20 protein-coding genes and 1 tRNA gene are annotated in these 24118 nt (G+C 74.9%); 15 read left to right on the top strand and 6 right to left on the bottom strand.

Annotated features, from left to right (window positions below):
• Nucleotides 1-71: 71 nt before the first annotated feature.
• Nucleotides 72-146 carry a 50S ribosomal protein bL37 gene (locus EBO36_RS15970; RefSeq protein WP_387967653.1) on the bottom strand — a complete coding sequence of 25 codons (75 nt, stop codon included), beginning with the start codon at nt 144-146 and terminating at the stop codon, nt 72-74.
• 130 nt (nt 147-276) lie between these two features.
• Here EBO36_RS15970 and EBO36_RS03505 point away from each other — a divergent pair, with 130 nt between their 5' ends.
• The gene (locus tag EBO36_RS03505) at nt 277-1269 is read left to right on the top strand and encodes a zinc-binding dehydrogenase (RefSeq protein WP_122823388.1); all 993 of its coding nucleotides are present in this window, start codon (nt 277-279) and stop codon (nt 1267-1269) included.
• On the opposite strand, the gene EBO36_RS03510 is transcribed toward EBO36_RS03505, so the two are convergent.
• The 3 genes from EBO36_RS03510 to EBO36_RS03520 all read right to left on the bottom strand — a co-directional run bounded on the left by EBO36_RS03510 (nt 1266) and on the right by EBO36_RS03520 (nt 6572).
• Nucleotides 1266-1910, bottom strand: a complete 645-nt coding sequence (locus EBO36_RS03510) for a TorD/DmsD family molecular chaperone (RefSeq protein WP_164471325.1) — start codon at nt 1908-1910, stop codon at nt 1266-1268. The genes EBO36_RS03505 and EBO36_RS03510 overlap by 4 nt on opposite strands.
• A 114-nt stretch (nt 1911-2024) precedes the next feature.
• Entirely contained in the window at nt 2025-2618 is a 594-nt protein-coding gene (locus EBO36_RS03515; protein ID WP_122823390.1) for a GDSL-type esterase/lipase family protein, read from the bottom strand.
• Nucleotides 2619-2681: 63 nt separating this feature from the next.
• Entirely contained in the window at nt 2682-6572 is a 3891-nt protein-coding gene (locus tag EBO36_RS03520) for a multifunctional oxoglutarate decarboxylase/oxoglutarate dehydrogenase thiamine pyrophosphate-binding subunit/dihydrolipoyllysine-residue succinyltransferase subunit (RefSeq protein ID WP_244925353.1), read from the bottom strand.
• Nucleotides 6573-7344: 772 nt separating this feature from the next.
• Between EBO36_RS03520 and EBO36_RS03525 the strand changes: the two genes are divergently transcribed.
• The 4 genes from EBO36_RS03525 to EBO36_RS03540 all read left to right on the top strand — a co-directional run bounded on the left by EBO36_RS03525 (nt 7345) and on the right by EBO36_RS03540 (nt 11388).
• A complete protein-coding gene (locus EBO36_RS03525; protein ID WP_164471326.1) occupies nt 7345-8271 on the top strand; it encodes a M23 family metallopeptidase in 927 nt (308 codons plus the stop codon).
• A gap of 182 nt (nt 8272-8453) precedes the next feature.
• The gene (locus EBO36_RS03530) at nt 8454-9842 is read left to right on the top strand and encodes a M23 family metallopeptidase (protein ID WP_164471327.1); all 1389 of its coding nucleotides are present in this window, start codon (nt 8454-8456) and stop codon (nt 9840-9842) included.
• A 64-nt stretch (nt 9843-9906) separates the two neighbouring features.
• Nucleotides 9907-10731: a glycerophosphodiester phosphodiesterase family protein gene (locus EBO36_RS03535; RefSeq protein ID WP_122823394.1), complete on the top strand. Its 825-nt coding sequence runs from the start codon at nt 9907-9909 to the stop codon at nt 10729-10731.
• Between the two features lie 66 nt (nt 10732-10797).
• Nucleotides 10798-11388 carry a TetR/AcrR family transcriptional regulator gene (locus EBO36_RS03540; RefSeq protein ID WP_164471328.1) on the top strand — a complete coding sequence of 197 codons (591 nt, stop codon included), beginning with the start codon at nt 10798-10800 and terminating at the stop codon, nt 11386-11388.
• Between the two features lie 21 nt (nt 11389-11409).
• On the opposite strand, the gene EBO36_RS03545 is transcribed toward EBO36_RS03540, so the two are convergent.
• A tRNA-Arg gene (locus EBO36_RS03545) sits at nt 11410-11485 on the bottom strand.
• Nucleotides 11486-11638: 153 nt separating this feature from the next.
• Here EBO36_RS03545 and EBO36_RS03550 point away from each other — a divergent pair.
• The 10 genes from EBO36_RS03550 (at nt 11639) to prmC (ending at nt 23733) form a co-directional block, all read left to right on the top strand.
• Complete coding sequence (locus EBO36_RS03550) at nt 11639-12604, top strand: hypothetical protein (RefSeq protein ID WP_122823396.1); 966 nt, start codon at nt 11639-11641, stop codon at nt 12602-12604.
• A 99-nt stretch (nt 12605-12703) separates the two neighbouring features.
• The gene (argS, locus tag EBO36_RS03555; protein ID WP_122823397.1) at nt 12704-14380 is read left to right on the top strand and encodes an arginine--tRNA ligase; all 1677 of its coding nucleotides are present in this window, start codon (nt 12704-12706) and stop codon (nt 14378-14380) included.
• Nucleotides 14377-15756 carry a diaminopimelate decarboxylase gene (gene lysA, locus EBO36_RS03560; protein WP_122823398.1) on the top strand — a complete coding sequence of 460 codons (1380 nt, stop codon included), beginning with the start codon at nt 14377-14379 and terminating at the stop codon, nt 15754-15756. The genes argS and lysA overlap by 4 nt, the downstream gene beginning before the upstream one ends.
• Before the next feature lie 108 nt (nt 15757-15864).
• Nucleotides 15865-17160: a homoserine dehydrogenase gene (locus EBO36_RS03565; protein WP_222928766.1), complete on the top strand. Its 1296-nt coding sequence runs from the start codon at nt 15865-15867 to the stop codon at nt 17158-17160.
• Complete coding sequence (thrC, locus tag EBO36_RS03570) at nt 17160-18233, top strand: threonine synthase (RefSeq protein WP_122823399.1); 1074 nt, start codon at nt 17160-17162, stop codon at nt 18231-18233. The genes EBO36_RS03565 and thrC overlap by 1 nt, the downstream gene beginning before the upstream one ends.
• Nucleotides 18234-18243: 10 nt before the next feature.
• A complete protein-coding gene (gene thrB / locus EBO36_RS03575; protein ID WP_122823400.1) occupies nt 18244-19146 on the top strand; it encodes a homoserine kinase in 903 nt (300 codons plus the stop codon).
• A 321-nt stretch (nt 19147-19467) separates the two neighbouring features.
• Nucleotides 19468-21351: a transcription termination factor Rho gene (gene rho / locus EBO36_RS03580; protein WP_122825427.1), complete on the top strand. Its 1884-nt coding sequence runs from the start codon at nt 19468-19470 to the stop codon at nt 21349-21351.
• Between the two features lie 116 nt (nt 21352-21467).
• A complete protein-coding gene (rpmE, locus tag EBO36_RS03585; RefSeq protein ID WP_122823401.1) occupies nt 21468-21686 on the top strand; it encodes a 50S ribosomal protein L31 in 219 nt (72 codons plus the stop codon).
• A gap of 87 nt (nt 21687-21773) precedes the next feature.
• Entirely contained in the window at nt 21774-22865 is a 1092-nt protein-coding gene (prfA, locus tag EBO36_RS03590) for a peptide chain release factor 1 (RefSeq protein WP_122823402.1), read from the top strand.
• Nucleotides 22866-22875: 10 nt separating this feature from the next.
• Nucleotides 22876-23733: a peptide chain release factor N(5)-glutamine methyltransferase gene (prmC, locus tag EBO36_RS03595; protein WP_244925354.1), complete on the top strand. Its 858-nt coding sequence runs from the start codon at nt 22876-22878 to the stop codon at nt 23731-23733.
• Here the strand turns inward: prmC and EBO36_RS03600 are convergent.
• Nucleotides 23684-24058 (bottom strand): VanZ family protein, encoded by a 375-nt coding sequence (locus EBO36_RS03600; protein WP_122823404.1) that lies wholly within the window; start codon nt 24056-24058, stop codon nt 23684-23686. The genes prmC and EBO36_RS03600 overlap by 50 nt on opposite strands.
• Between the last annotated feature and the right edge of the window lie 60 nt (nt 24059-24118).

The raw sequence follows: 24118 nt of genomic DNA on the forward strand, positions 1-24118 counted from the left end.
GCGAGCGGCGGGGGCTCAACGCGCGAAGGGCCGACCATCCGGTCGGCCCTTCTCACGTTGCCTGCCTGCGCTCAGGCGTTGGGGCGCTTGCCGTGGTTGGCGGCGCCGCTCTTGCGGGCCTTGCGCTTGCGTCCGCGCTTGCTCATGAGACCTCCCGGGTCGACGTAACCCGCCAGCGGCGGGACTCAGCGCCCTATCGTCCCATACGCGGCGAGCCACCCGGGTGCGCGCCCAGGAGCAGGGCCCGGCGGCGCCCACCCGTGGCAGGCTGGCGCGATGATGACGGTGCGGGCCACGGCCCAGGATGCCCGGGACCCGCTCAGCGGCGTCACGGTGGCGGACGTGGCCGACCCCGGGCCGCCCGAGGCGGGCTGGGTGCCGGTGGACGTCCGGGCGGCCGCCCTCAACCACCACGACCTGTGGTCGCTGCGGGGCGTCGGGCTGCCCGCCGACCGCCTGCCCATGGTGCTGGGGACCGACGCGGCAGGCACGGACCCCGACGGGAGGGCGGTCCTCGTCCACGCCGTCCTGTCGACGCCCGGCTGGGAGGGCGACGAGACGCTCGACCCCGCCCGCACCCTGCTCTCCGAGCGCTACCCGGGCACGCTGGCCGAGCGCGTGTGGGTGCCGGCGCGCAACCTCGTGCCCAAGCACCCGGACCTCACGTGGGCCGAGGCCGCCTGCCTGCCCACCGCCTACCTCACCGCCTACCGGCTCCTCTTCACGGCCGCAGCCCTCCGGCCCGGCCGCACGGTCCTCGTCCAGGGCGCCGGCGGCGGTGTGGCGACGGCGGCGATCGTCCTCGGCCGGGCCGCGGGCCTGCGGGTGTGGGTGACGAGCCGGGACGAGGCCAAGCGCGCGCGGGCCCTCGAGATCGGCGCGCACGCGGCCTTCGCCACGGGCGAACGGTTACCGGAGCAGGTGGACGCCGTCGTCGAGACGGTCGGCGAGGCGACCTGGGGTCACTCGCTGCGCGCGCTGCGGCCCGGCGGCACCGTGGCCGTTGCCGGGGCGACGTCGGGGGCCATGCCCCCGGCGGACCTCAACCGCATCTTCTTCCGCAGCCTGCGGGTCGTGGGCGCGACGATGGGCACCCGCGACGAGCTCGTCGCGGTCCAGGAGATGCTCGTGGCGACCGGGGCGCGACCCGTGGTCGACGACGTCCTGCCGCTCTCCGCGGCGCCGCAGGCCCTGGCGCGGCTCGCCGGCGGGGACGTCGTGGGCAAGCTGGTGCTCACCGTCGGTGCGCCGGCCCGACGGGAGCCCTAGCGCTCGAGGTCCCGCAGGAGCCCCAGGCCGAGGGCGGCGACGCCCTGGTAGAAGTAGGTCTTCGAGCCGTTCTGGGCGCGTGTGAAGCAGCGTGGGCCCCAGGTGAGCAGGTCGCGGCGGACCCGCTCGGCGCGCACGACGAGGAGCGTGTCGCCGTCGTCGTCCGCCCCGGCCGTGGGCAGCGCCGCCAGCGTGGCGAGCATGACGGCGAGGTGGTCCGCCGGCCCGGTGACGGGCAGGTGGAGGAGCGCGAGGGCCTCCGGCGGTACCGGGGCCTCGGCGGCGTCGGACGCGCGACGAAGGTCACGCGTCCGGAGGGGCGCGAGGGCGTCGGGGCCGGCGAACAGCCGGTCGTAGTCGGCGCCGACGCGGTCGGCCGACTCCTGGGCGATCTCGGACTCCCCGAGCAGCGCGAGCCCGCGCCGCGACTCGGCGTCGCCCCGCACGGGCCAGGTCTCGCGGGCCTCGCACGTCGCGGCGAGGAGGGCGTCGTCGGGCCGGTCGGCCAGCACCCGGGCCAGGGTGACCAGCGCGCTCGCGGTGGGACGCCGGGCCGGCGCCCGTCCGGTGAGGACGCGCTCGGTGGGGAACGGGACGCCCTGCCCGGCCCGCAGCCGGTCCTGCACCCTGTGTCCGCTCATGGCGCCCTCCTCGTCGACCGTCGACCGTCGACCGTCGACCGTCGTGAGTCGATGGTCGCCCGGGCACGGGCAGCGGACGTGGGCCCTTCGGCCCGGAGCGCCCACCGGGGCGGGTCAGTCCTGGGCCACGCCGAGCCACTCGTGCCACCCGTTGTGCAGGACGAGCCAGGCGAGCAGCCCGTAGCCCGCCTGGCCGGGGTGCGTGCCGTCGCCGGCGGCGACGTCGGCGTGCCACTGGTCGTGGGTGCGCAGCGGGGCGAAGGTCTCGACGTAGGGGACCTGCCGCCGGGAGGAGACGTCGGCGAAGGCCTGGGAGAGCGAGCCCAGCGCATCGGGGTCGACGTCCGGCCGCGGCGGCGGGCCGACGACGAAGCACTCGATGCGAGCGGACCGCGCGGCATCGAGGATGTTGGCGAGGTTGAGCCGGCTGCGCGCGAGCGAGAGGCCCTCCCGCAGGTCGGTCGCGCCGAGCCCGACGACGAGCCGGTTGGTCGTGTGGCGCCCGAACCGCCGGGCGCACTCGGTCTCCCAGCGCGCCGCGAGCGCCGTCGACGTCTCGTCCGGCACGGCCAGCGGCGCGACGAGCATCGGGGTCTCCGTGCGCGTGCGGGCCGTGACCCGCCCCACCCAGCCGAGCCCGCGGGCGTCGCCGAGGCCCGCCACGAGCTCGTCGCCGACCACGCAGATGCGTACCTGGTCCTCACTCACCGTTACTTCTCCTTCTGCCACCTCCTGAACCTATCCCGCCGCGCGGCGCGCGGACGACACGGCTCAGCGGCGGAAGGCCTCGTCGATGAGCTCGGTCTGCTCCTGCTTGTGGAACTTGCCCGAACCCGTCGCGGTCGCCGCCGCCGCCGCACGGGAGGCCACGCGCAGCTCGCGGCCGCCCAGGGCGGGTGCGAGGTGGTCGGAGACGAACGTCCACGGGCCCTGGTTGCGCGGCTCGTCCTGGACCCAGACGACGTCGGCGTCCGGGTAGCGCTCGAGCTCCGTCCGCAGATCGTCGAGCTCGAGGGGGTAGAGCTGCTCGAGCCGGACGATCGCCGTGGCGGTGTCACCGATCTTCGCCCGGTGCGCGACGAGGTCGTAGTACACCCGGCCGGAGCACAGCAGGACGCGCGAGACGTCCGTCAGCTCGGAGGTGTCGCCGATGACCGGGCGGAAGGTGCCCGACGTCAGCTCTTCGAGCGGCGAGGCCGCGGCCTTGAGGCGCAGCAGCTGCTTGGGGGAGAAGACGACGAGCGGCACCCGCGGGCGGTCGTACGCCTGGCGGCGCAGGAGGTGGAAGTGGCTGGCCGGCGTGCTCGGCTGCGCGACGATCATGTTGTTCTCGGCGCACATCTGCAGGAACCGCTCGATCCGGCCCGACGAGTGGTCCGGGCCCTGGCCCTCGTATCCGTGGGGGAGGAGCAGGACGAGCGAGGAGCGCTGGCCCCACTTCTGCTCCGACGCGGTGATGAACTCGTCGATGACGGTCTGGGCGCCGTTGACGAAGTCGCCGAACTGGGCCTCCCACAGGACGAGCGCGTCCGGCCGCTCCACGGAGTAGCCGTACTCGAACGCCATGGCGGCGTACTCGCTCAGGGAGGAGTCGTAGACCCAGAACTTGGCCTGGTCCGCGGACAGGTACATCAGCGGCGTCCACTCGGCCCCGGTGTTGCGGTCGTGGAGGACGGCGTGGCGCTGGACGAACGTGCCCCGGCGGGAGTCCTGGCCGGCCAGGCGCACGGGGGTGCCCTCCATGAGGAGGGAGCCGAAGGCGAGGATCTCGCCGTAGCCCCAGTCGATCCCACCCTCGCGGGACATCTGCTCGCGCCGCTCGAGGAGCGAGGCGAGCTTGGGGTGCACGGTGAAGCCCTCGGGCGGGCGCACGTGCGCCGAGCCGATGTGGGCGAGGACCTCCGGGTCGACGGCGGTCCGCCAGCCGACCATGGTCCCCGCGTCGGCCTGCTGGGACTCGGGCAGCTCGAGGCCGGCCACCTGGTCGTCGTCGTGCACCTGCGGGCGCCAGCCCACCTCGCGGGTCTCGGTGAAGGCCTTCTCGAGCTCGCTGGAGTAGCGCTGGAGCGCCTCCTCGGCCTGCTCCTGGGTGATGTCGCCGCGCCCGACCAGCGACTCCGTGTACTGCTTGCGGACGCTGCGCTTGCTCTCGATGAGCGAGTACATCACCGGCTGGGTCATCGACGGGTCGTCACCCTCGTTGTGCCCGCGACGGCGGTAGCACACCATGTCGATGATGACGTCCTTGTGGAACTCCTGGCGGTAGGCGAACGCCAGCTCCGCCACCCGTGCCACGGCCTCCGGGTCGTCCCCGTTGACGTGGAAGATCGGGATCTGCAGACCCTTGGCGATGTCGGTGGGGTACTGCGAGGAGCGCGAGCTCGTCGTGCCGGTGGTGAAGCCGATCTGGTTGTTGACGAGGATGTGCACCGTCCCGCCGGTGCGGTAGCCGCGCAGCTGCGAGAGGTTGAGCGTCTCCGCCACGACGCCCTGGCCGGCGAAGGCCGCGTCCCCGTGGATGAGGACGGGCAGCACCGAGAACCCCTGGTCGCCGAGGTCGATGCGGTCCTGCTTGGCGCGGACGATGCCCTCGAGCACGCCGTCGACGGCCTCGAGGTGGGACGGGTTCGCGGCGAGGTACACGCGGGTGTCGGCGCCGCTGGGGGCGGTGAACGTCCCCACGGTGCCCAGGTGGTACTTGACGTCCCCGGAGCCCTGGACGGAGCGGGGGTCCTGGTTGCCCTCGAACTCCGAGAAGATCTGCGCGTAGGACTTCCCGGCGATGTTCGCCAGGACGTTGAGCCGGCCGCGGTGCGCCATGCCGATGGCGACCTCGTCCATCCCGTCCTCGGCCGCACCGGTGAGGAGGGTGTCGAGCAGCGGGATGAGCGACTCGCCGCCCTCGAGGCTGAACCGCTTCTGCCCGACGTACTTCGTCTGCAGGAAGGTCTCGAACGCCTCGGCGGCACCGAGCTTGTGGAGGATCTGGAGCTGCTGCTCCATGCCCGGCTTGGTGTACGGGGACTCAAGCCGGGCCTGCATCCAGCGGCGCTCCACCGGGTCCTGCAGGTGCATGTACTCGATGCCGATGGTGCGGCAGTACGTGTCGCGCAGCAGGGAGAGGATGTCGCGCAGCGGCAGCTTCGAGGTGCCCGCGAACCCACCGGTGGGGAAGGGGCGCTCGAGGTCCCACAGCGTGAGGCTGTGGCTGGTGATGTCGAGGTCCGGGTGGCGGCGCTGGCTGTAGACGATGGGGTTGGTGTCCGCCATGAGGTGCCCGCGCGAGCGGTAGGCGTGGATGAGCTCGGCGATGCGCGCCGGCTTGCCCAGCTCCACGTCCGGGTCGACGTGGATGTCGCGCTGCCAGCGGACCGGCTCGTACGGCACCCGCAGCGCCGTGAAGACGCGGTCGTAGAACCCGTCCTCGCCGAGCAGCTTGACGTTGAGGATCCGCAGGAACTCCCCGGACGCAGCGCCCTGGATGATGCGGTGGTCGTAGGTGGAGGTGAGCGTGAGCACCTTGGAGACCCCGGCCCGCGCGAGCGTCTCGGAGGAGGCGCCGGCGAACTCGGCGGGGTAGTCCATCGCACCGACGCCGATGATCGCGCCCTGGCCCTGCATGAGGCGGGGGATGGAGTGGACCGTGCCGATGGTGCCCGGGTTCGTGAGGGTGATCGTCGTGCCGGCGAAGTCCTCGACGGTGAGCTTCCCGCCGCGGGCCCGGCGTACGACGTCCTCGTACGCGGTGCGGAACTGGGCGAAGTCCATGGTCTCGGCGGCCTTGACCGACGGCACGAGGAGCTGGCGCGTCCCGTCGGGCTTGGGCAGGTCGATCGCCAGGCCGAAGTTCACGTGGCCCGGGCGCAGGACGCCGGGCTTGCCGTCGATCTCCTGGTAGGCCGCGTTCATCTCCGGCATCTCGCTGAGCGCCTCGACGACGGCGTACCCGATGAGGTGCGTGAACGAGATCTTCCCCCCGCGGCCGCGCGCGAGGTGGTTGTTGATGACGATCCGGTTGTCCACCAGGAGCTTGGCCGGGATGGCGCGCACGCTCGTCGCCGTCGGCAGCTCGAGGCTGGACTCCATGTTGGTCACCACGCGGGCGGCCGGGCCGCGCAGGCGGGTCACCTCGTCCTCGCCGCCGGCGCCGGAGGCGCGGCGGGCGTCGGGGGAGGGGCCGTAGGCGGCGATCATCGGCTGGGCGGCGGCGGGCGGGGCCTCGGCCGCGAGCGTGCGCGCGCGTTCTCCTGCCTCGCCGCGCGAGCGCGTCTCGGAGCGGCTCTGCGAGGTCTTCGGCACGGGCGTGCCCTCGGTGGCGGGGGCCACCGGCTCGGCCTCGTCGACGTCGGCGGGGACCTGGGCCGCAGGCGCCGCGGCAGGCTCGGGAGGGAGCGCGTCCGCCGGCGGCTTCGCGTCGGTGGCGGGGGCGTCCGCGGGGGCGGCGGGGGCGCCATCGGCGGGGGCGCCGGGCGCCGCGTCGGACGACGGTGCGCCATCGGTCCGCGCGGACGCCCCTTCGGGCTGGTAGTCCTTGAAGAAGTCCCACCACGCCGGGTCGACGAGTGCGCGGTCCTTCTTGTACTGCTCGAACAGTTCCTCGATGAGCCATTCGTTCGCGCCGAAGGCGGCAGCGATCGAGTCGGGGTGCTCCTGCGTGGACACTCGGGGTTCGCCCTCTTCCGGTGCGGGTTCTGGTGACGAAAGTCGCCGTCCCAGCCTAGGCGATGGGCGGACCTCCGGCGCCTTCCAACCGCCGCGGAGCCGGACATAGCGGTCCGCACGGGCCTGGCGAGCACCCCCCATCAAGGCCGGGTCAAGGTGCCGTCATCGCGGTGCCTCAGCGGGGTGACGGGCCGGCCAGGTCCGCCGCCCGGTTGGCCGGAGGACCCGTCGCCGGGTCGGTGCGCGCCCGCTGAGCAGGTTGTGCACAGGTGGTGACGCGCTAATGGACCCGCCTGACGGGCCTCCGTTACCCTTCTGTGACACGGCGCTGCGCCCACGGGGCCGCCGCCGCACTCTTACCCCCCTCCGGAGGACCTTTTCTATGCCTGAGCGCGCCATCTCGCCTTCCGGGGCACCGCTGACGCGGCGCCAGATCCGGGAGGCCGAGCGGCTCCGCGCAGGTCGCGCCACGGCCGACGCGACCGGGATGGCCCCCGACGCGATCGGGACTGGTCCCTCCGCGCCGGCCGACTCTTCACCCGCCGACTGTTCACCCGCCGACTCCGCACCCGCCGACTGTTCGCCCGCCGACTCCGCAGCGACGCCGACGGCCGGTGTGCCGGCGCGTCGGCGCCGGGCCGAGCTCCGACGGGCGAGCGAGACGGCGACCACAGCGCCGCAGGCCGAGGCCCCCGCTTCCGAGGCCCCCGCTTCCGACGGCGGCGCTGACGAGTCACCCGTCGAGGAGGCTGCCAGCGTCGCCTCCGAGGACGTGGCGGACGCCAGGTCCGAGCGTCCTGGTCTCGCGGCGGCCGCCCCCGCGAGCCGCGCCCAGCGGCGCCGCGCTGACGGCCGGCGCACCGACCGCCCGGAGCGCCGGCGCACGCTGACCGCCTTCTCGATGCCGCGCTGGCTGCCCCGCGCCGCGGTGCTCGGCGTGCTCGGCGCGACGACCGTCGTGGCCCCGATCGCCGCGTTCGCGACCCCGGACACCCCGGAGCCGACCGCCGACCCCACGGTGTCCACCCTCAGCCTCGAGGAGAGCGCCCTCGAGCTCATCGACGCGGCCGCCGCGCGCACCGGCGTCGAGACGGCCGGAGCGACCGCCGCGATCATGGCGGACGCCACCGCGCCCGGGCGGGCCCTCGTCCAGACCTCACGCAGCATGGACCGCGAGGCGCCCGCGTGCGCGCTCCTGGAAGGTGGCGCCAACGGTGCGCGCGCCGCCCTCGCCGGCACCACCGTGGTCGAGCCCCTGGCCGGCGGCTCGTACTCGCAGAGCTCCGCGTACGGCTTCCGGGTGCACCCCATCAACGGGAGCTGGACCAAGCACGAGGGCCTCGACTTCTCCGCCCCGCTCGGCACGCCGATCTACTCGGTGGCCGACGGCACCGTGGTCCACGCCGGCAACGGCCTCGACGGACGGTCGAGCATGCTCGTCATCGTCCAGCACGAGATCGACGGCGTCACCTACTACAGCTGGTACGTCCACATGTACCCCGACGGCGTCTTCGTCGAGCAGGGCCAGCAGGTCCGCGCGGGCGACGTCATCGGTGAGGTGGGCAACAACGGGAACTCCACGGGGCCGCACCTGCACCTGGAGATCCACCTCGACACCGAGGGCACGACGATGGACCCCGGCGTGTTCCTCGAGCAGCACGGGGCGATCTCGCTGCAGCCGGGCGCCTGCGCGCGCTGATCGCCCGCCGCCCGCTCTCGCCCACCGGACGGCGTAGACCGGTGCTGTGACCTCGGTTACGCTCTCTCGTGGAGGCCGCGCACGACGGTGAGGCGCGGTGCCCGGCGAGGGGAACGACCGACATGCCAGTGCCTGCGCGGCCATCGGAGCCAGCGGAGCGCTCTGTCGCGCCAAGCGGACCGGTGGCCCACCTCGCGGCGACCACGCGTCCGCCGTGGGTGCGGCGCGCCGCGATCCTCGCCTCGGCTGCCGCGCTCGTCGGTGCCACGGCGCTCTCGGGCGTGGGGACGGCCATCCCGGCTCCCCAGAAGGAGGCCCAGGCCGGGCTCGTCGCCGGTGGCCCCATCGACTACCTCGAGGCCGTGCCCGCCCGCACCCTGCCCGCCGCCGGTGTCGCCGTCGTCTCCCGGGTGGACGGCACGCTGAAGAACGGTGTGCCCGCCATCCTCAGCCCGGAGGCCTTCGCCGCCGCGGCGGCCGCCGGTGCCACTGGCGCCGGTGGCGCCCCGACCTGCGTCGCGCTGCCGCTCGCCGAGGGGTACCGCCTGACCTCGAACTACGGCTACCGCATCCACCCGATCTCCCGGCAGTACTCCCTGCACACCGGCATGGACATGGCCGCCCCGCTGGGCACCCCGATCCACGCCGTCACCGACGGCACGGTGGTCTACACCGGCGCCGGCCGGCAGGGGCGCTCGAGTGAGCTCGTCATCATCGAGCACCAGGTCAACGGCACGACGTTCTTCAGCTGGTACGTCCACATGTACCCGGACGGCGTGTTCGTCACCGTGGGCCAGCAGGTCAAGGCCGGCGAGGTCATCGCCGAGGTCGGCAACAACGGCAACTCCACGGGCCCGCACCTCCACTTCGAGATCCACACCTCGGACGGCACCGGGGGGAGCGCGAAGAGCCCCATCGTCCGGACGACGTCCTCCGTGGTGCCCTTCTCGATCCCCGCGCCCACGCCCACCGACACGAGCGGCTGGGCGGTCCACGAGCCCACGCAGTTCCGCATCCACCCGGGGACCGGGCTCCTGCTGCGGCCCGACGGGGTGTTCGTCGACCCGACCACCCTCGAGCCGACGGACCCGCCGGCCGACTTCGTGCCGACCCCGCCCCCGACGGACCCGCCGACGACGGACCCGCCGACGACGGAGCCGCCGACGACCGAGCCGCCGACCACCGAGCCGCCCACCACGGAGCCGCCCACCACGGAGCCGCCGACCACCGAGCCGCCGACGACGCCGCCCCCGACGGGCGAGCCGACCCCGCCCCCGACGGGCGAGCCGACCCCGCCACCGCCGACGGGGGAGCCGACCACGCCGCCGGCGACCGCGCCCCCCACGGGCAGCCCGACGACGCCGCCGGGAGCCACCCCCTCGCCCACGCCGGCCCCGTCGCCCACGCCGGGCGCGACCCCGACGCCCGGGCCGACCGCCGGCGGCGGTGCCGGGGAGGAGCGCACCCAGCACGCGCCGTTCCCCATCGCCGCCTACGGCACGACGGTCGACCCGGTCCGCTTCCTCGCCACGCTCGGCATCGACATGGTCGACCCCCGCCGCTGCAGCTGAGCGGCCGCCACCACGCCTGGCGCCAGTGGCCCGGGAGCGGTCGCCTGTGGGCAAGACTGGCCCCATGGACGAGCCTGTCGACGCCCCCTACCTGACCTGGCCCGGGCCGCTGGCCCTGGCGCACCGGGGCGGGGGCGGGGAGGCGCCCGAGAACTCCCGGGCCGCCCTCGAGCACATGGCCGCCCTGGGCTTCCGATACTTCGAGACCGACGCCCGGGCCACCGCGGACGGCGTCGTCGTCCTCCAGCACGACGCCGACCTCGACCGCACCACGGACGGGACCGGGCCGCTGGCCCGGCGCACGTGGGCCGAGGTCGCCCGGATGCGCGACCGCTCCGGCTCGGCGCCGCTGCGGCTGCGCGACGTCCTCGCCGAGTACCCCGAGCTGCGGCTCAACATCGACGCCAAGGAGGACACCGTCGTCGGCCCGCTGGTGCGCGAGATCACCGACGCCGGTGCCGAGGACCGGGTCTGCCTCGCGTCGTTCTCCGACGCGCGGCTGCGCCGGATGCGCGCGGCGTTCGGCGGCCAGGTCGCCACCAGCCTCGGCCAGCGGGAGACGGCCCGCCTGGTCCTCGCCGCCGCGGCCCGCGTGCCCCCGGGCGCCGCCCGCCGGCGCCCGCTGCGGGTCCCCGCCCCGGGCGGTCCACCGCCCCGGCGCGCCGTGGCGGTCCAAGTCCCGCCCCGCCACGGCGGCATCCCGGTGGTGACGGCGCCGTTCGTCGCGCTGGCGCACCGCCTCGGGCTCGCCGTGCACGTGTGGACGGTCGACGACGCGACGGCGATGACCCGGCTCCTCGACCTGGGCGTCGACGGCATCGTCACCGACCGGCCGCGGGTCCTGCGCGCGGTCCTCGAGGCCCGTGGCGAGTGGTACCCGCCCCTGTGAGGGGGACCTAGGTCCCGCGGTCCCAAAACCGGGACGCGCACGCCGGGCCGTCGCACAATGGCGGACATGACCACGACGGCCTTCCGCGATCCTCGCGCTCGGCGGACCCTCGAACGGCTGCGTGCGGCGATGGTGACGCTCATGGCGACGAAGAACCTCGACGAGATCGGGGTCGCGGAGCTGTGCCGTGAGGCAGGCGTCCACCGCACCACGTTCTACAAGCACTTCACCAGCGTCACCGGCTTCGCCACCCACGTCTTCACCGGGCTCCTCGACGAGCTCGCCTCCGTCGACGCCGAGGAGGAGGCGGCCTCCAGCGAGGAGCTGGCGCTCACCTACCCGGTGGCGTTCGGCGCCGTGTTCCGCCACGTCCTCCAGGAGCGGGAGACCTACCGGCGCCTGCTCAGCGCGAACGGCGACGCCGTGTTCCAGCGCATCGTCGCCGAGCGCATGGTGGCGCGGGCCTCGGCCACCCTGCGCATCCTCGAGGAGCGGGGGATCGCGCCGGCCGTGGACCCGATGACGGCGGCCGGGATGATCGGCATGTCGATCACCGGCGCCCTGGCGGCCTGGGCGGTGAGCGACAGTGACGACGTGGAGCGCCACACGCAGGACGTGCTCACCTGCCTGCCGACGTGGTGGCCACGGACCGCGTGACCCACGTGGCGCTCCCGGGCGTGGTGCCCCCGACTGGACTCGAACCAGCGACCTTCTGCTCCGGAGGCAGACGCTCTATCCACTGAGCTACAGGGGCGTTGATGCCCGGCGATGCTATCGCACCGCGGGCGCTGTCATGACATCGCCGCCCGGCGCCCGCGCGGGCGCATGCCCCGTGCGACAGCGCCGCGGCCCCGGGCTAGCCTGGTCGACGAGTGTGAGACGTCCCAGGCGAGGCCAGGAGAGGTACATGAGCGTGAACCCACCGACGGACCCGGACGAGCCGCAGGACGGCACGCGTCCCGGGGACGAGGAGCCGACGCGCCCGTTGGACGGGGGTGAGGAGCCCACGCGCCCCCTCGACGAGACGGCGGACCCGACCCGTCCCCTGGACGAGGGAGCCGGGCCGACCCCGTACGACGCGGACGCGCCGACCCAGCCGTTCGGCGCGGCGCCGGCACCCGCGACCCAGGACGGGGCGTCGACCGACCCGTACGCGACCGACGCCGACGCCGGCGCGCGGACCGGGGCGAGCACCTACAGCCGTCCGTCGTACGCCGACGGCGCTGAGGGCGGGGGGCCGGACGGCACCTCCAGGAGCAAGGGCCCCGTCATCCTCATGATCGTCGGTGCGGTGATCCTCATCGCGGCCGCCGTCATCGCCGCCATCGCCTTCTTCGGCCGCAACGACGAGGACCCCGCCCCGGGTGCCACCGCGACGACGGAGACGACCACCGAGGCCAGCGCCAGCCCGAGCGCCGAGCCGACGACGGAGGAGACCGCCACGAGCGAGCCGTCGGCGACGGCGAGCGGGGACCTGCTGCGCCAGCTCGACACCTCCGTCACCGCCGGCGACGCGACGTTCACGCTCACCGAGGCGGGTTTCGTGCCCGAGGCGGGCATCGTCGAGTCGGGGGCCGTGGAGGCCTACCTCGGCACGTACTCGGACGGCACCAACGAGATCCAGCTCCTCGCCACGGCGTGGCCGAGCGTCGAGGAGGCGGACGCCTACGCGGCCGCCATCATCGGGAACCTCGGGGGCGCCGAGGAGGTGGCCACCGGGGAGACCTACACCAACGGCATGGGCACCTACTGGGCGTACCTGCTCGAGGACGGCAGCGGGATGTACCTGTGGACCACCGACCGCGGCGAGGTCCTCCGGGCCACCGGCTCGCCCGACTGGGTGGGCCAGTTCTACTCGAACTACTCCATCTGAGCCGACCCCGTCACCGTCCCTGCGCCGGCCCCCGTCACCGTACTCCGGTGGCGGGGGCCGCGCCGTATCCCCCCGAGGCGCCGCACTACCCTGGTCCCCGTGACCCCCATCGAGCTCGCCGCCCTCATCCGCACCTGCCTCGTCGACGCCGCCCGCGCGGGTGAGGTCGGGATCGACCCCGCGGACGTCCCGGAGCCCCGCGTGGAGCGGCCGCGGCAGCGCGAGCACGGCGACTGGGCGACGAACGTGGCGATGCAGCTGGCGAAGAAGGCCGGCATCGCGCCGCGGGCGCTGGCCGAGACGCTGGCCGCCCGCCTCACGGCCGCGGACGGGGTGGCGCGGGCCGAGGTCGCCGGGCCCGGGTTCCTCAACATCACCCTCGAGGCGGGCGCCGCCGGAGAGCTGGCCCGCACCATCGTCGAGGCCGGGGCGCAGTACGGGCGGACGACGGCGAAGGCCGGCACCCGGATCAACCTCGAGTTCGTCTCGGCCAACCCCACCGGCCCGCTGCACATCGGCGGGGTCCGCTGGGCCGCCGTCGGGGACTCCCTCGCCCGGATCCTCGCGGCGACCGGCGCCGACGTCGCCCGCGAGTACTACTTCAACGACCACGGCGTGCAGATCGACCGGTTCGCCCGGTCGGTGCTCGCCCGGGCGCGCGGGGAGGGCGTCCCCGAGGACGGCTACGGCGGCCGGTACATCGAGGAGATCGGCGAGGCGGTCGTCGCGGACGCCCTCGCCGCCGGTGAGCCCGACCCCCGCACCCTGCCCGACGACGAGGCGCAGGAGGTCTTCCGCCGCCGGGGCGTGGACCGGATGTTCGCCGAGATCAAGGCGGCGCTCCACGACTTCGGCGTCGACTTCGACCTCTTCGTCCACGAGGACGCCCTGCACGAGTCCGGCGCCGTGGACCGCGCCCTCGCCCGCCTGCGCGAGGCCGGCCGGCTCTACGAGGACGCCGGCGCCACCTGGCTGCGCACCTCCGAGTTCGGCGACGACAAGGACCGCGTCGTCATCAAGTCCGACGGTGAGCCCGCCTACATCGCCGGGGACATCGCCTACTACCTCGACAAGCGCGAGCGCGGCTTCGACGAGGTCATCATCATGCTCGGTGCCGACCACCACGGGTACATCGGCCGGATGATGGCCGTCTGCGCCGCGTTCGGGGACACCCCGGGGCGCAACCTCGAGATCCTCATCGGCCAGCTCGTCAACCTCATCAAGGGCGGCGAGCCGCTGCGGATGTCGAAGCGGGCGGGCACGGTCGTCACCATCGACGACCTCGTCGAGGCCGTGGGCGTGGACGCCGCGCGGTACTCCCTGGCGCGTTCGTCGGCGGACTCCCCGCTGGACATCGACCTCGACCTCCTCGTCCAGCGCAGCAACGACAACCCCGTCTTCTACGTCCAGTACGCCCACGCCCGCACCCGCAACGTCGCCCACAACGCGGCCGCGCACGGCGTGCGCCGGGAGGACGGCTTCGTCCCCGCGGCCCTCGACCACCCGGCCGACGGCGCCCTCCTCGGGCTCCTCGCGCAGTTCCCCGCGACCGTCACGCAGGCGGCCGAGCTGCGCGAGCCCCACCGGGTCGCGCGGTACCTCGAGTCGCTGGCCGCCGGCTACCACAAGTGGTACGACCAGTGCCGGGTGACCCCGCGCGGCGAGGAGCCGGTGACCGACGGCCACCGCGCCCGGCTGTGGCTCAACGACGCCACCACCCAGGTGCTGGCCAGCGGGCTCGAGCTCCTCGGCGTCAGCGCCCCGGACCGGATGTGAGCGCCCAGGACCCCCGGCCCGCGCCCGAGCCCGCGCCGGCCTCGCCCGCCACGCCGTGGTCGGCGACCGTGCGCCGTGGCGCCGACGGCGTCCTCGCGGTGGGCGGCCTGCCGGTCACCGCCCTCGCCGAGCGCTACGGCACGCCCCTGTACGTCCTCGACGAGGCGGACCTGCGGGCGCGGGCGCGCGCGTTCGCCGACGCCTTCGGTGAGGCGTTCGCGGACCTCGGCGGGGGCGCCGACGTGTACTACGCCGGCAAGGCGTTCCTCTCCGTGGCCGTCGCCCGCTGGGTGCACGCCGAGGGCCTGCGGATCGACACCACCACGGGCGGGGAACTGGCCGTGGCCCTGCGGGCCGGCGTGCCCGGCGAGGCCATCGGCCTGCACGGGAACAACAAGTCCGACGCCGAGATCGAGCGCGCGCTGCGGGCGGGCGTGGGCCGGATCGTCCTCGACTCCCTCGCCGAGGTGGAGCAGGTGGCGGCCGTCGCCGCGCGGCTCGGGGTGCGCGCACCGGTGATGGTCCGGGTGACCACGGGCGTCCACGCGGGCGGGCACGAGTTCATCTCCACGGCCCACGAGGACCAGAAGTTCGGGCTGTCCCTCGCCGGCGGCGCCGCCCGCGCCGCCCTCGACGCCGTCGCGGCCCGCCCGGAGCTCGACCTGCTGGGGGTCCACTCCCACATCGGCTCGCAGATCCTCGACCTCGCCGGCTTCGAGGTGGCCGCCCGCGCGCTCCTCGCCCTGCGCGCGGAGATCGCCGAGCAGACCGGCCGCCTCATGCCGGAGGTCGACCTCGGCGGGGGGTACGGCATCTCCTACACCGGTGACGTCGCACCGCCCACGCCGCACGAGGTCGCCCACGCGCTCGCCGACGTCGTCCGCCGGGCCTGCGCCGACCTCGGCACGCCGCCGCCGCGCATCTCGGTGGAGCCCGGCCGCGCCGTCGTCGGGCCCGCCGGCCTCACCCTCTACCGGGTGGGCACGGTCAAGCCCGTGCGCCTGGACGACGGCGCGCAGCGCCGGTACGTCTCGGTCGACGGCGGGATGAGCGACAACATCCGCACCGCGCTCTACGACGCCGAGTACACCGCGGCGCTCGCGGACCACCGCAGCACGGCGCCGCTCGTGCCCGCCCGCGTGGTGGGCAAGCACTGCGAGAGCGGGGACGTCGTCGTCCGGGACGTCGCCCTGCCCAACGACGTCGCCCGCGGCGACCTCCTCGCCGTCCCCGCCACCGGCGCCTACGGGCGGTCCATGGCCTCCAACTACAACCTCGTCCCGCGTCCTGGCGTCGTCGCGGTCGCGGACGGGCAGGCCCGGGTGCTCGTGCGCCGGGAGACCGAGGAGGACCTGCTCGCCCTCGACGAGGGCTGAGGGCGTTCGCCGGGTGGGCGCCCGGACGGCGGGCCCCCCGGGCGCCCCTATCCTGGCCCGGTGCCCGGGCGGGCCAGGCCGTACCGCGGCGCGAACGAGGGGAGTGGCGTGAGGGACATCCAGGAGACCGGGGTGCGCGTCGCCGTGCTCGGCTGCGGCACCGTCGGGACCGAGGTCGTCCGGCTGCTCACGACGACGGCGGACGACCTCGCCGCCCGCGCGGGCGCCCCGCTCCGGCTCGTCGGCATCGCCGTGCGCGACCTCGACGCCGAACGGGACCCCGTCGTCCCGCGCGAGCTGCTCACCACCGACGCGGCGGGCCTCGTCGCCCGCGCCGACCTCGTCGTCGAGCTCATCGGCGGCATCGAGCCGGCCCGCTCCCTCGTCCTGGCCGCGCTGGGCTCCGGCGCCTCCGTCGTCACCGGCAACAAGGCACTGCTCGCCTCCTACGGCCCGGAGCTCCACGCCGCCGCGGCCGCCGGGGACGCCGACCTGTACTACGAGGCCGCCGTCGCCGGCGCGGTCCCGGTCGTCTACGGCCTGCGCGAGTCCCTCGCCGGGGACAACGTCACTGCCGTCCTCGGGATCGTCAACGGCACGACCAACTTCATCCTCGACGAGATGGCGACGCGCGGGCTGTCCTTCGACGAGGCGCTGGCCCTGGCCCAGGAGCGCGGGTTCGCCGAGGCCGACCCGACCGCCGACGTCGACGGCCACGACGCCGCCGCCAAGGCCGCGATCCTCGCCTCCCTCGCCTTCCACACCCGCGTGGGGGTCGACGACGTCCCCGTCACCGGCATCCGCTCGGTCACCGCCGACGACATGCGGGAGGCGCGGGAGAACGGCTACGTCATCAAGCTGCTCGCCGTGGCGCGCCGGGACGGCGAGCGCGGGATCAGCGTCCGCGTCCACCCCGCCCTGCTCCCGGTCGGCCACCCGCTGGCCGCGGTGCGCGGGGCGTACAACGCGGTGGTCGTCGAGGCCGAGGCCGCGGGGCGGCTCATGTTCTACGGGCAGGGCGCGGGCGGCGCGCCGACGGCGTCGGCCGTCCTCGGGGACGTCGTCGCCGCCGCCGCCCACGAGGTCCACGGCGGGCGCGCCCCGCGGGAGTCCGCGTACGCCGAGCGCCCGCTCCTCGGGCCGGCGGACGTCGTCGCGCGCACCCAGGTCCAGCTCCGCCTGGCGGACCGGCCCGGCACGCTGGCCGCCGTCGCCGACGTCTACGGCCGGCACACGGTGTCCATCGAGTCCGTCCGCCAGCACCGCCTGGCCGAGGGCCAGTCCTGGATCGCCATCGTCAGCCACGAGGCGAGCGAGGCGGCGCTGGCCGCCACCGTGGACGACCTCGCCACCCTGGAGAGCGTTCACGAGGTCCTGTCCGTCATGCGAGTCGAGGGGGTCTGATGGCGCACCTGTGGCGCGGGGTCGTCGAGGAGTACCGGGAGCGGCTGCCCATCGGGCCCGGCGACCCGGTCATCACGCTGGGGGAGGGCGGCACGCCGCTCGTCCCCGCGCCGGCGCTGTCGGCGCGCACCGGCGCCGAGGTCTACCTCAAGGTGGAGGGGGTCAACCCCACCGGGTCGTTCAAGGACCGGGGCATGACCATGGCGATGTCCAAGGTGGCCGCCACCGACACCGAGATGGTGGTGTGCGCGTCCACGGGCAACACCTCCGCGTCGGCCGCCGCGTACGCCGCCCACGCGGGCCTCGGCTGCGCCGTCGTCCTGCCCGCGGGGAAGATCGCGGCCGGCAAGCTCGCCCAGGCGATCGTCCACGGCGCGACGCTCGTCGCCGTCGACGGGAACTTCGACGACTGCCTGCGGATCGTCCGCACCCTCGCCGAGCGCTATCCCGTCGCTCTCGTCAACTCCGTCAACCCGTTCCGCCTGCAGGGGCAGAAGACGGCGGCGTTCGAGGTGGTCGACGCCCTCGGCGACGCGCCGGACATCCACGTCCTGCCCGTGGGCAACGCCGGGAACATCTCCGCGTACTGGATGGGGTACCGCGAGTACGCCGCCGACCAGGACGGGCTGCCGGCGCGGGCCACCCGCACGCCGCGGATGTGGGGGGTCCAGGCCGAGGGCGCCGCGCCGTTCGTCAAGGGCGCGCCGGTGGAGCACCCGGAGACCGTCGCCACCGCCATCCGCATCGGCAACCCGGCCTCCTGGGCGCTCGCCGAGGCCGCCCGCGACGAGTCCGGTGGGTGGATCGACGCCGTCTCCGACGCGCAGATCCTCGACGCGCAGGCCCTGCTGGCCCGGGAGGTGGGCGTCTTCGTGGAGCCGGCCTCCGCGGCGAGCGTCGCCGGCCTGCTCCAGGCCGCCGAGCGCGGTGGCGTGCCCGCGGGCGCGCGCATCGTGTGCACGGTGACCGGGAACGGCCTCAAGGACACCGCCACGGCCCTCGGCCAGGTGGAGATCGAGCCGCAGGTCGTGGCGCCGGACGCCACCGACGCCGCCCGCGCGCTCGGTCTGTGAGGCGCCGGCGATGAGCGCGCGGCTGGTGCACGACCGGGTGCGGGTGCGCGTCCCGGCGACCAGCGCGAACCTGGGACCGGGGTTCGACTCGCTCGGCCTCGCTCTGGAGATCTGGGACGAGGTCGACGTGCGCGCCGTCGCCGGGCCCACCACCGTGACCGTCCGTGGCGAGGGCGCCGGGACGGTGGGGGAGGGCGAGGACCACCTCGTCGTCCGCGCCGTGCGCGCCGGGCTCGAGGCTGCCGGTGCGCCGCAGGCCGGGCTCGACCTCGTCTGCGACAACCGCATCCCGCACGGCCGTGGGCTCGGTTCCTCCGCCGCCGCCGTCGTCGCCGGGCTGGTGGCGGCCCGCGGGCTGCTGGGGCCGTCGTCCCCCCTCGACGACGCCTCGCTCCTCGCCCTCGCCACGGAGCTCGAGGGCCACCCGGACAACGCGGCGCCCGCCCTCCTCGGCGGGGCGACCGTCGCCTGGGTCGGGGACGACGGCCCGCACGCCGAGCGGGTCCCGGTCGCGTCCGACCTCTTCCCGACGGTCCTCGTGCCGGAGAACCGCCTGCTCACCCGGCGGGCGCGGGCCGTGCTGCCCGACGTCGTCCCGCACGCCGACGCCGCCCGCACGCTCGCCCGCGCCGCCCTCCTCGTCCTCGCGCTCGGTGGACGCCCCGACCTCCTCCTGCCCGCCACGCAGGACTGGCTCCACCAGGACTACCGCGCTGCCGTGATGCCGGAGACCCTGGCGCTGGTGCGGGCGCTGCGCCGGCGCGGCCACCCGGCGGTCGTGTCGGGCGCGGGGCCGACGGTCCTCGTCCTCGGCAGGCTCGACGACGCCACCCGCTCGACGCTCGCCGCGCAGGGCTGGCGGGTCGGCGAACCGGGCGTGGCGCGGGCCGGCGCAGCGGTGCTCCCCGCCTGAGCGGCCGCGGCCCGAAGCCCCCCACCGGGCCGGGGCCGGGTGCTACGATGTCAGGAGCACCGCCCCCCGACGGATCGCGTCATCTGAGCGTCACCCCTTCGTCCAGCGGTGCCAGCCCCGATCCAGTGCGCCTCGGCGCGCACGTGCCTCGTGCGGCGTCCCACATCATCGCCCGCACCCGCCGGGCACATCCCTATCGGCCTGCAGAACCGCACGCCGACTCACCGGGGAAGGAACCTCGTGACAGAACAGCACGACGCCACCGCGTCCACCGCCAGCACCGACGCTGGCACCGGCGCCCAGAGTGGCTCGCTGAGCGCCATGCGCCTGGCCGAGCTCCAGGAGCTCGCCGGGCGGATGGGCCTCAAGGGCACCGGCCGCATGCGCAAGAGCGACCTCGTCTCCGCCATCCGCGACGCGCGGTCCGCGCCGGCCGCAGCCGCCCCGGCCCGCACCGAGCCCGCCCGCACGGAGCCGGCCCGCACCGAGCCCGCCCGCGCCGAGGCCGAGCCGGCCCGGACCGAGCCCGTCCGTGCCGAGTCCGAGCCGACGTCGGCCACCCGGCCCTCGACCCGGGCCGAGCGGACGAACCGCCGCGCGCGGTCGGCCCAGGCCGCCCCGCCCGCCGTCACCCCGCCCGTGGCCGAGCCGCAGGCCGACTCGCCCGAGCGCAACCCCGGCGGCCGTGAGCGCGACGTCCTCAGCGCGCTCGAGGCCATCGAGCTTCCCGCCCCCCGCGACGAGGACGCCCAGCGCCACCGCGGCGACGACGACCGGCACGCCCGGGCGCTCGACGCCGTCGGGACCGTTACCGGCCGCGCGCCGCGCCGGTCCCGGACGAACGGCGAGGCGACCGACGCCGTCCAGATCGACGTGCGCCGCGAGGCCGAGGCCGCCCGTGGCGGCGCCCCGCTCCTGCGCGCCGAGGACGGCACCAGCCGCGGCAACCGCCGGCGCAACCGCGACCGGAACCGGGACCGCAAGCGCCGCGGCACCGACCTCGGCTTCGACGAGGTCGAGGTCACCGAGGACGACGTCCTGCTGCCCGTCGCCGGCATCCTCGACATCCTCGACAACTACGCCTTCGTGCGCACGAGCGGCTACCTGCCCGGCAACCACGACGTCTACGTCTCCCTCGGCCAGGTGAAGAAGTACGGCCTGCGCCGCGGGGACGCCGTCACCGGCGCGGTCCGTCAGCCCCAGGACCCCGACCAGGCCGGCCAGCGCCAGAAGTTCAACGCGCTCGTCCGCCTCGACACGGTCAACGGCATGACGGTCGAGCGGGCCCGTGAGCGGCCGGAGTTCACCAAGCTCACCCCGCTCTACCCGCAGGAGCACCTGCGCCTGGAGACGACGCCCAAGGCCATCACGCCGCGCGTCATCGACATGGTCGCCCCCATCGGCAAGGGCCAGCGCGGCCTCATCGTCGCGCCCCCCAAGGCCGGCAAGACGATCATCATGCAGCAGATCGCCAATGCCATCGCGGTGAACAACCCCGAGGCCCACCTCATGGTCGTGCTCGTCGACGAGCGCCCCGAGGAGGTCACGGACATGCAGCGCATGGTCAAGGGCGAGGTCATTGCCTCGACCTTCGACCGGCCCGCCTCCGACCACACCATCGTCGCCGAGCTCGCCATCGAGCGGGCGAAGCGGCTCGTCGAGCTGGGGCAGGACGTCGTCGTGCTCCTCGACTCCATCACCCGGCTCTCGCGGGCCTACAACCTCGCCGCGCCGGCGTCGGGCCGGATCCTCTCCGGTGGTGTGGACGCCTCCGCGCTCTACCCGCCGAAGAAGTTCTTCGGGGCCGCCCGCAACATCGAGCACGGTGGCTCGCTCACCATCATCGCCTCGGCGCTCGTGGAGACCGGGTCGAAGATGGACGAGGTGATCTTCGAGGAGTTCAAGGGCACCGGCAACATGGAGCTGCGGCTGTCCCGTCAGCTCGCCGACAAGCGGATCTTCCCCGCCGTCGACGTCAACGCCTCCGGGACCCGGCGCGAGGAGCTCCTCATGAGCCCGGAGGAGCTCAAGATCATCTGGAAGCTCCGCCGCGTCATGGGGGCCCTCGACCAGCAGCAGGCGATCGAGCTGCTCCTGGGCAAGCTGCGGGGGACCGGCTCCAACGCCGAGTTCCTCCTCACGGTGGCCAAGACCACGCCCGGCACGAGCGCGTCGAGTGCCGAGTCGGAGCTCGTGCTGCAGTAGTGGTGAGCGGCGTCACGTCACAGGCGCGTCGCAGAGATGGAATAATCGTCCGTCGGCTACCGGTTCACGCATTGGCACCCGCCAGCGACCCGGGGCCGAGACTCGAGGAGAGATCTATGAAGCAGGGCATCCACCCCGACTACGTCACCACCGAGGTGACGTGCACGTGCGGCAACACGTTCACGACGCGCTCGACCGCCCCCGGCGGCGAGATCCGCGCGGACGTCTGCAGCGCCTGCCACCCCTTCTACACCGGCAAGCAGAAGATCCTCGACACCGGTGGCCGGGTGGCGCGCTTCGAGCAGCGCTACGGCAAGCGGAACGCCGGCAAGTAAGGACCGAGCAGCGCCGGTGGGGAGCTCCCCACCGGCGCTGTCGTCTGCCACCGCCACGGTGGCCCGGGCAGTGAGGGAGGGGTCGCGATGAGCGAGGACTTTGCCGCGGTGAGCCCGATGCTCGCCGAGCACGCCGAGCTCGAGCGCGCCCTGGCGGACCCGGCCCTCCACGCCGATGCCGGCCGGGCCCGCACGCTGTCGCGCCGCTACAGCGAGCTCTCCCGCGTCGTCGCCGCCTACCAGGCGTGGCGGCGCGCCGCGGAGGACGCCGAGACGGCGGCCGAGCTGGCCGAGACGGACGAGTCCTTCGCCGACGAGCTGCCCGCCCTGCGCGCCGAGGCGGAGCGGGCCGCCGCCGAGCTGCGCACCGTGCTCGTCCCGCGGGACCCCGACGACACCCGCGACGTCATCCTCGAGATCAAGGCGGGCGAGGGCGGTGAGGAGTCGGCGCTCTTCGCCGGCGACCTCCTGCGGATGTACCTGCGCTACGCGGAGCGGCACGGCTGGTCCACCCAGGTCCTCTCGGCGACGGAGTCCGACCTCGGGGGCTACAAGGACGTCTCCGTGGCGGTCAAGGCGCGCGGGAACCACGCCGACCCCGACGACGGCGTGTGGGCGCGGCTGAAGTACGAGGGCGGCGTCCACCGGGTGCAGCGCGTGCCCGTGACGGAGTCCTCCGGCCGCATCCACACCTCGGCCGCCGGCGTCCTCGTCCTGCCCGAGGTCGACGACCCCGGCGAGGTCGAGATCGACGGAGGCGACCTGCGCATCGACGTCTACCGGTCGTCGGGCCCCGGCGGCCAGAGCGTCAACACCACGGACTCCGCGGTCCGCATCACCCACGTGCCCACGGGCATCGTCGTGTCGATGCAGAACGAGAAGTCCCAGCTCCAGAACCGCGAGCAGGCCATGCGGGTGCTGCGGGCCCGGCTGCTCGCCGCCCGCCAGGAGGAGGCCGCCGCTGCCGCGTCCCAGGCCCGCCGGTCGCAGGTGCGCACCGTCGACCGCTCGGAGCGGATCCGCACGTACAACTTCCCCGAGAACCGGATCGCCGACCACCGGACCGGGTACAAGGCGTACAACCTCGACCAGGTGCTCGACGGCGACCTCGACCCGGTCATCGCCTCCGCGGTCGAGCTCGACGAGGCCGAGCGCCTCGCCGTCGCCGCGGCTCGCTGACGTGACGTCCGTGCGGACGTGGCGCGAGGCGGTCGACGGCGCCACGCGCCTCCTCGCCGACGCCGGCGTGCCCTCGCCCCGGGTCGACGCCCTCGCCCTGGCCGCCCACGTCCTCGGCGTCGACCACCTCGTACTCGTCATGGCGCCCGCGCCGACGCCCGAGGCCCTGGCACGTTTCGCGGAGCTCGTCGACCGCCGCCGCTCGCGCGAGCCCCTGCAGCACATCACCGGGCGGATGCCGTTCCGCCACCTCGTGCTCGCGGCGGCACCCGGCGCCTTCATCGCCCGGCCGGAGACCGAGGTCGTCGCTGAGGAGGCGATCGCCGCGGCGCGGGCGGTCGGCGGGCGGCCGGTCGTCGTCGACCTGTGCACCGGCTCGGGCGCGATCGCGCTGGCGGTGGCCACCGAGGTGCCGCACGCGCAGGTGTGGGCGGTGGAGCTGTCCGAGGCCGCCCTGGCCGTCGCCCGCCGCAACGTTGCCGCCCACGCCCCGGCCGTCCGACTGGTCGCGGGCGATGCGGCCGACGCGTTGCCCGAGCTCGACGGCGCGGTCGACGTCGTCGTCGCCAACCCGCCCTACATCCCCCCGGACGCCGTGCCGCAGGAGGCCGAGGTCCGCGAGCACGACCCGGATCTCGCGCTCTACGGGGGCGGGCCCGACGGGCTCGCGGTGCCGCGCGCGGTGGTGCGGACCGCGGCCCGGCTGCTGCGCGGCGGTGGGGTCCTCGTCATGGAGCACGCCGAGGTGCAGGCGGCGGCGGTGCGCGAGCTCGTGGCGTCCACCGGCGCGTTCGCCGCCGTGCGTACCGCCCCGGACCTCACCGGACGGGACCGGATGGTCCTGGCTCGGCGGGCCACCGGGTCCTGAGCCTCGCCCCCAGCCACCACCCGACGGCCACGCCGGCGAGGTCGGCGAGCGCGTCGCGGGGGTCGCCGGAGCGCCGGGGCAGGAAGAGGTCCTGGACGACCTCGCTGCCCACTGCGTGCGCGACGAGCAGCGGCACCCACCACCGCGCCGGGACGCCCGCGAAGAGGCCGGCGGCGGTGAGCAGGGCGAAGACGAGGACGTGGCCCACCTTGTCCGAGCCCGGAACGCTCGTGGCCCCGGTGCTCGGCAGGCTCGGCGCATAGAGGGCCGCGAGGTTGACGACGACGGCGAGGGCGAGGAGGGCGCGGCGGGCGGACGGGCTCATCGCCGCAAGGATCCCACTGCCGCGCAGTGGCCGGCGACGCGGCGCGCAGTCCCGGCGCGC

The organism is Georgenia faecalis (assembly GCF_003710105.1).
GTDB lineage: Bacteria > Actinomycetota > Actinomycetes > Actinomycetales > Actinomycetaceae > Georgenia_A > Georgenia_A faecalis.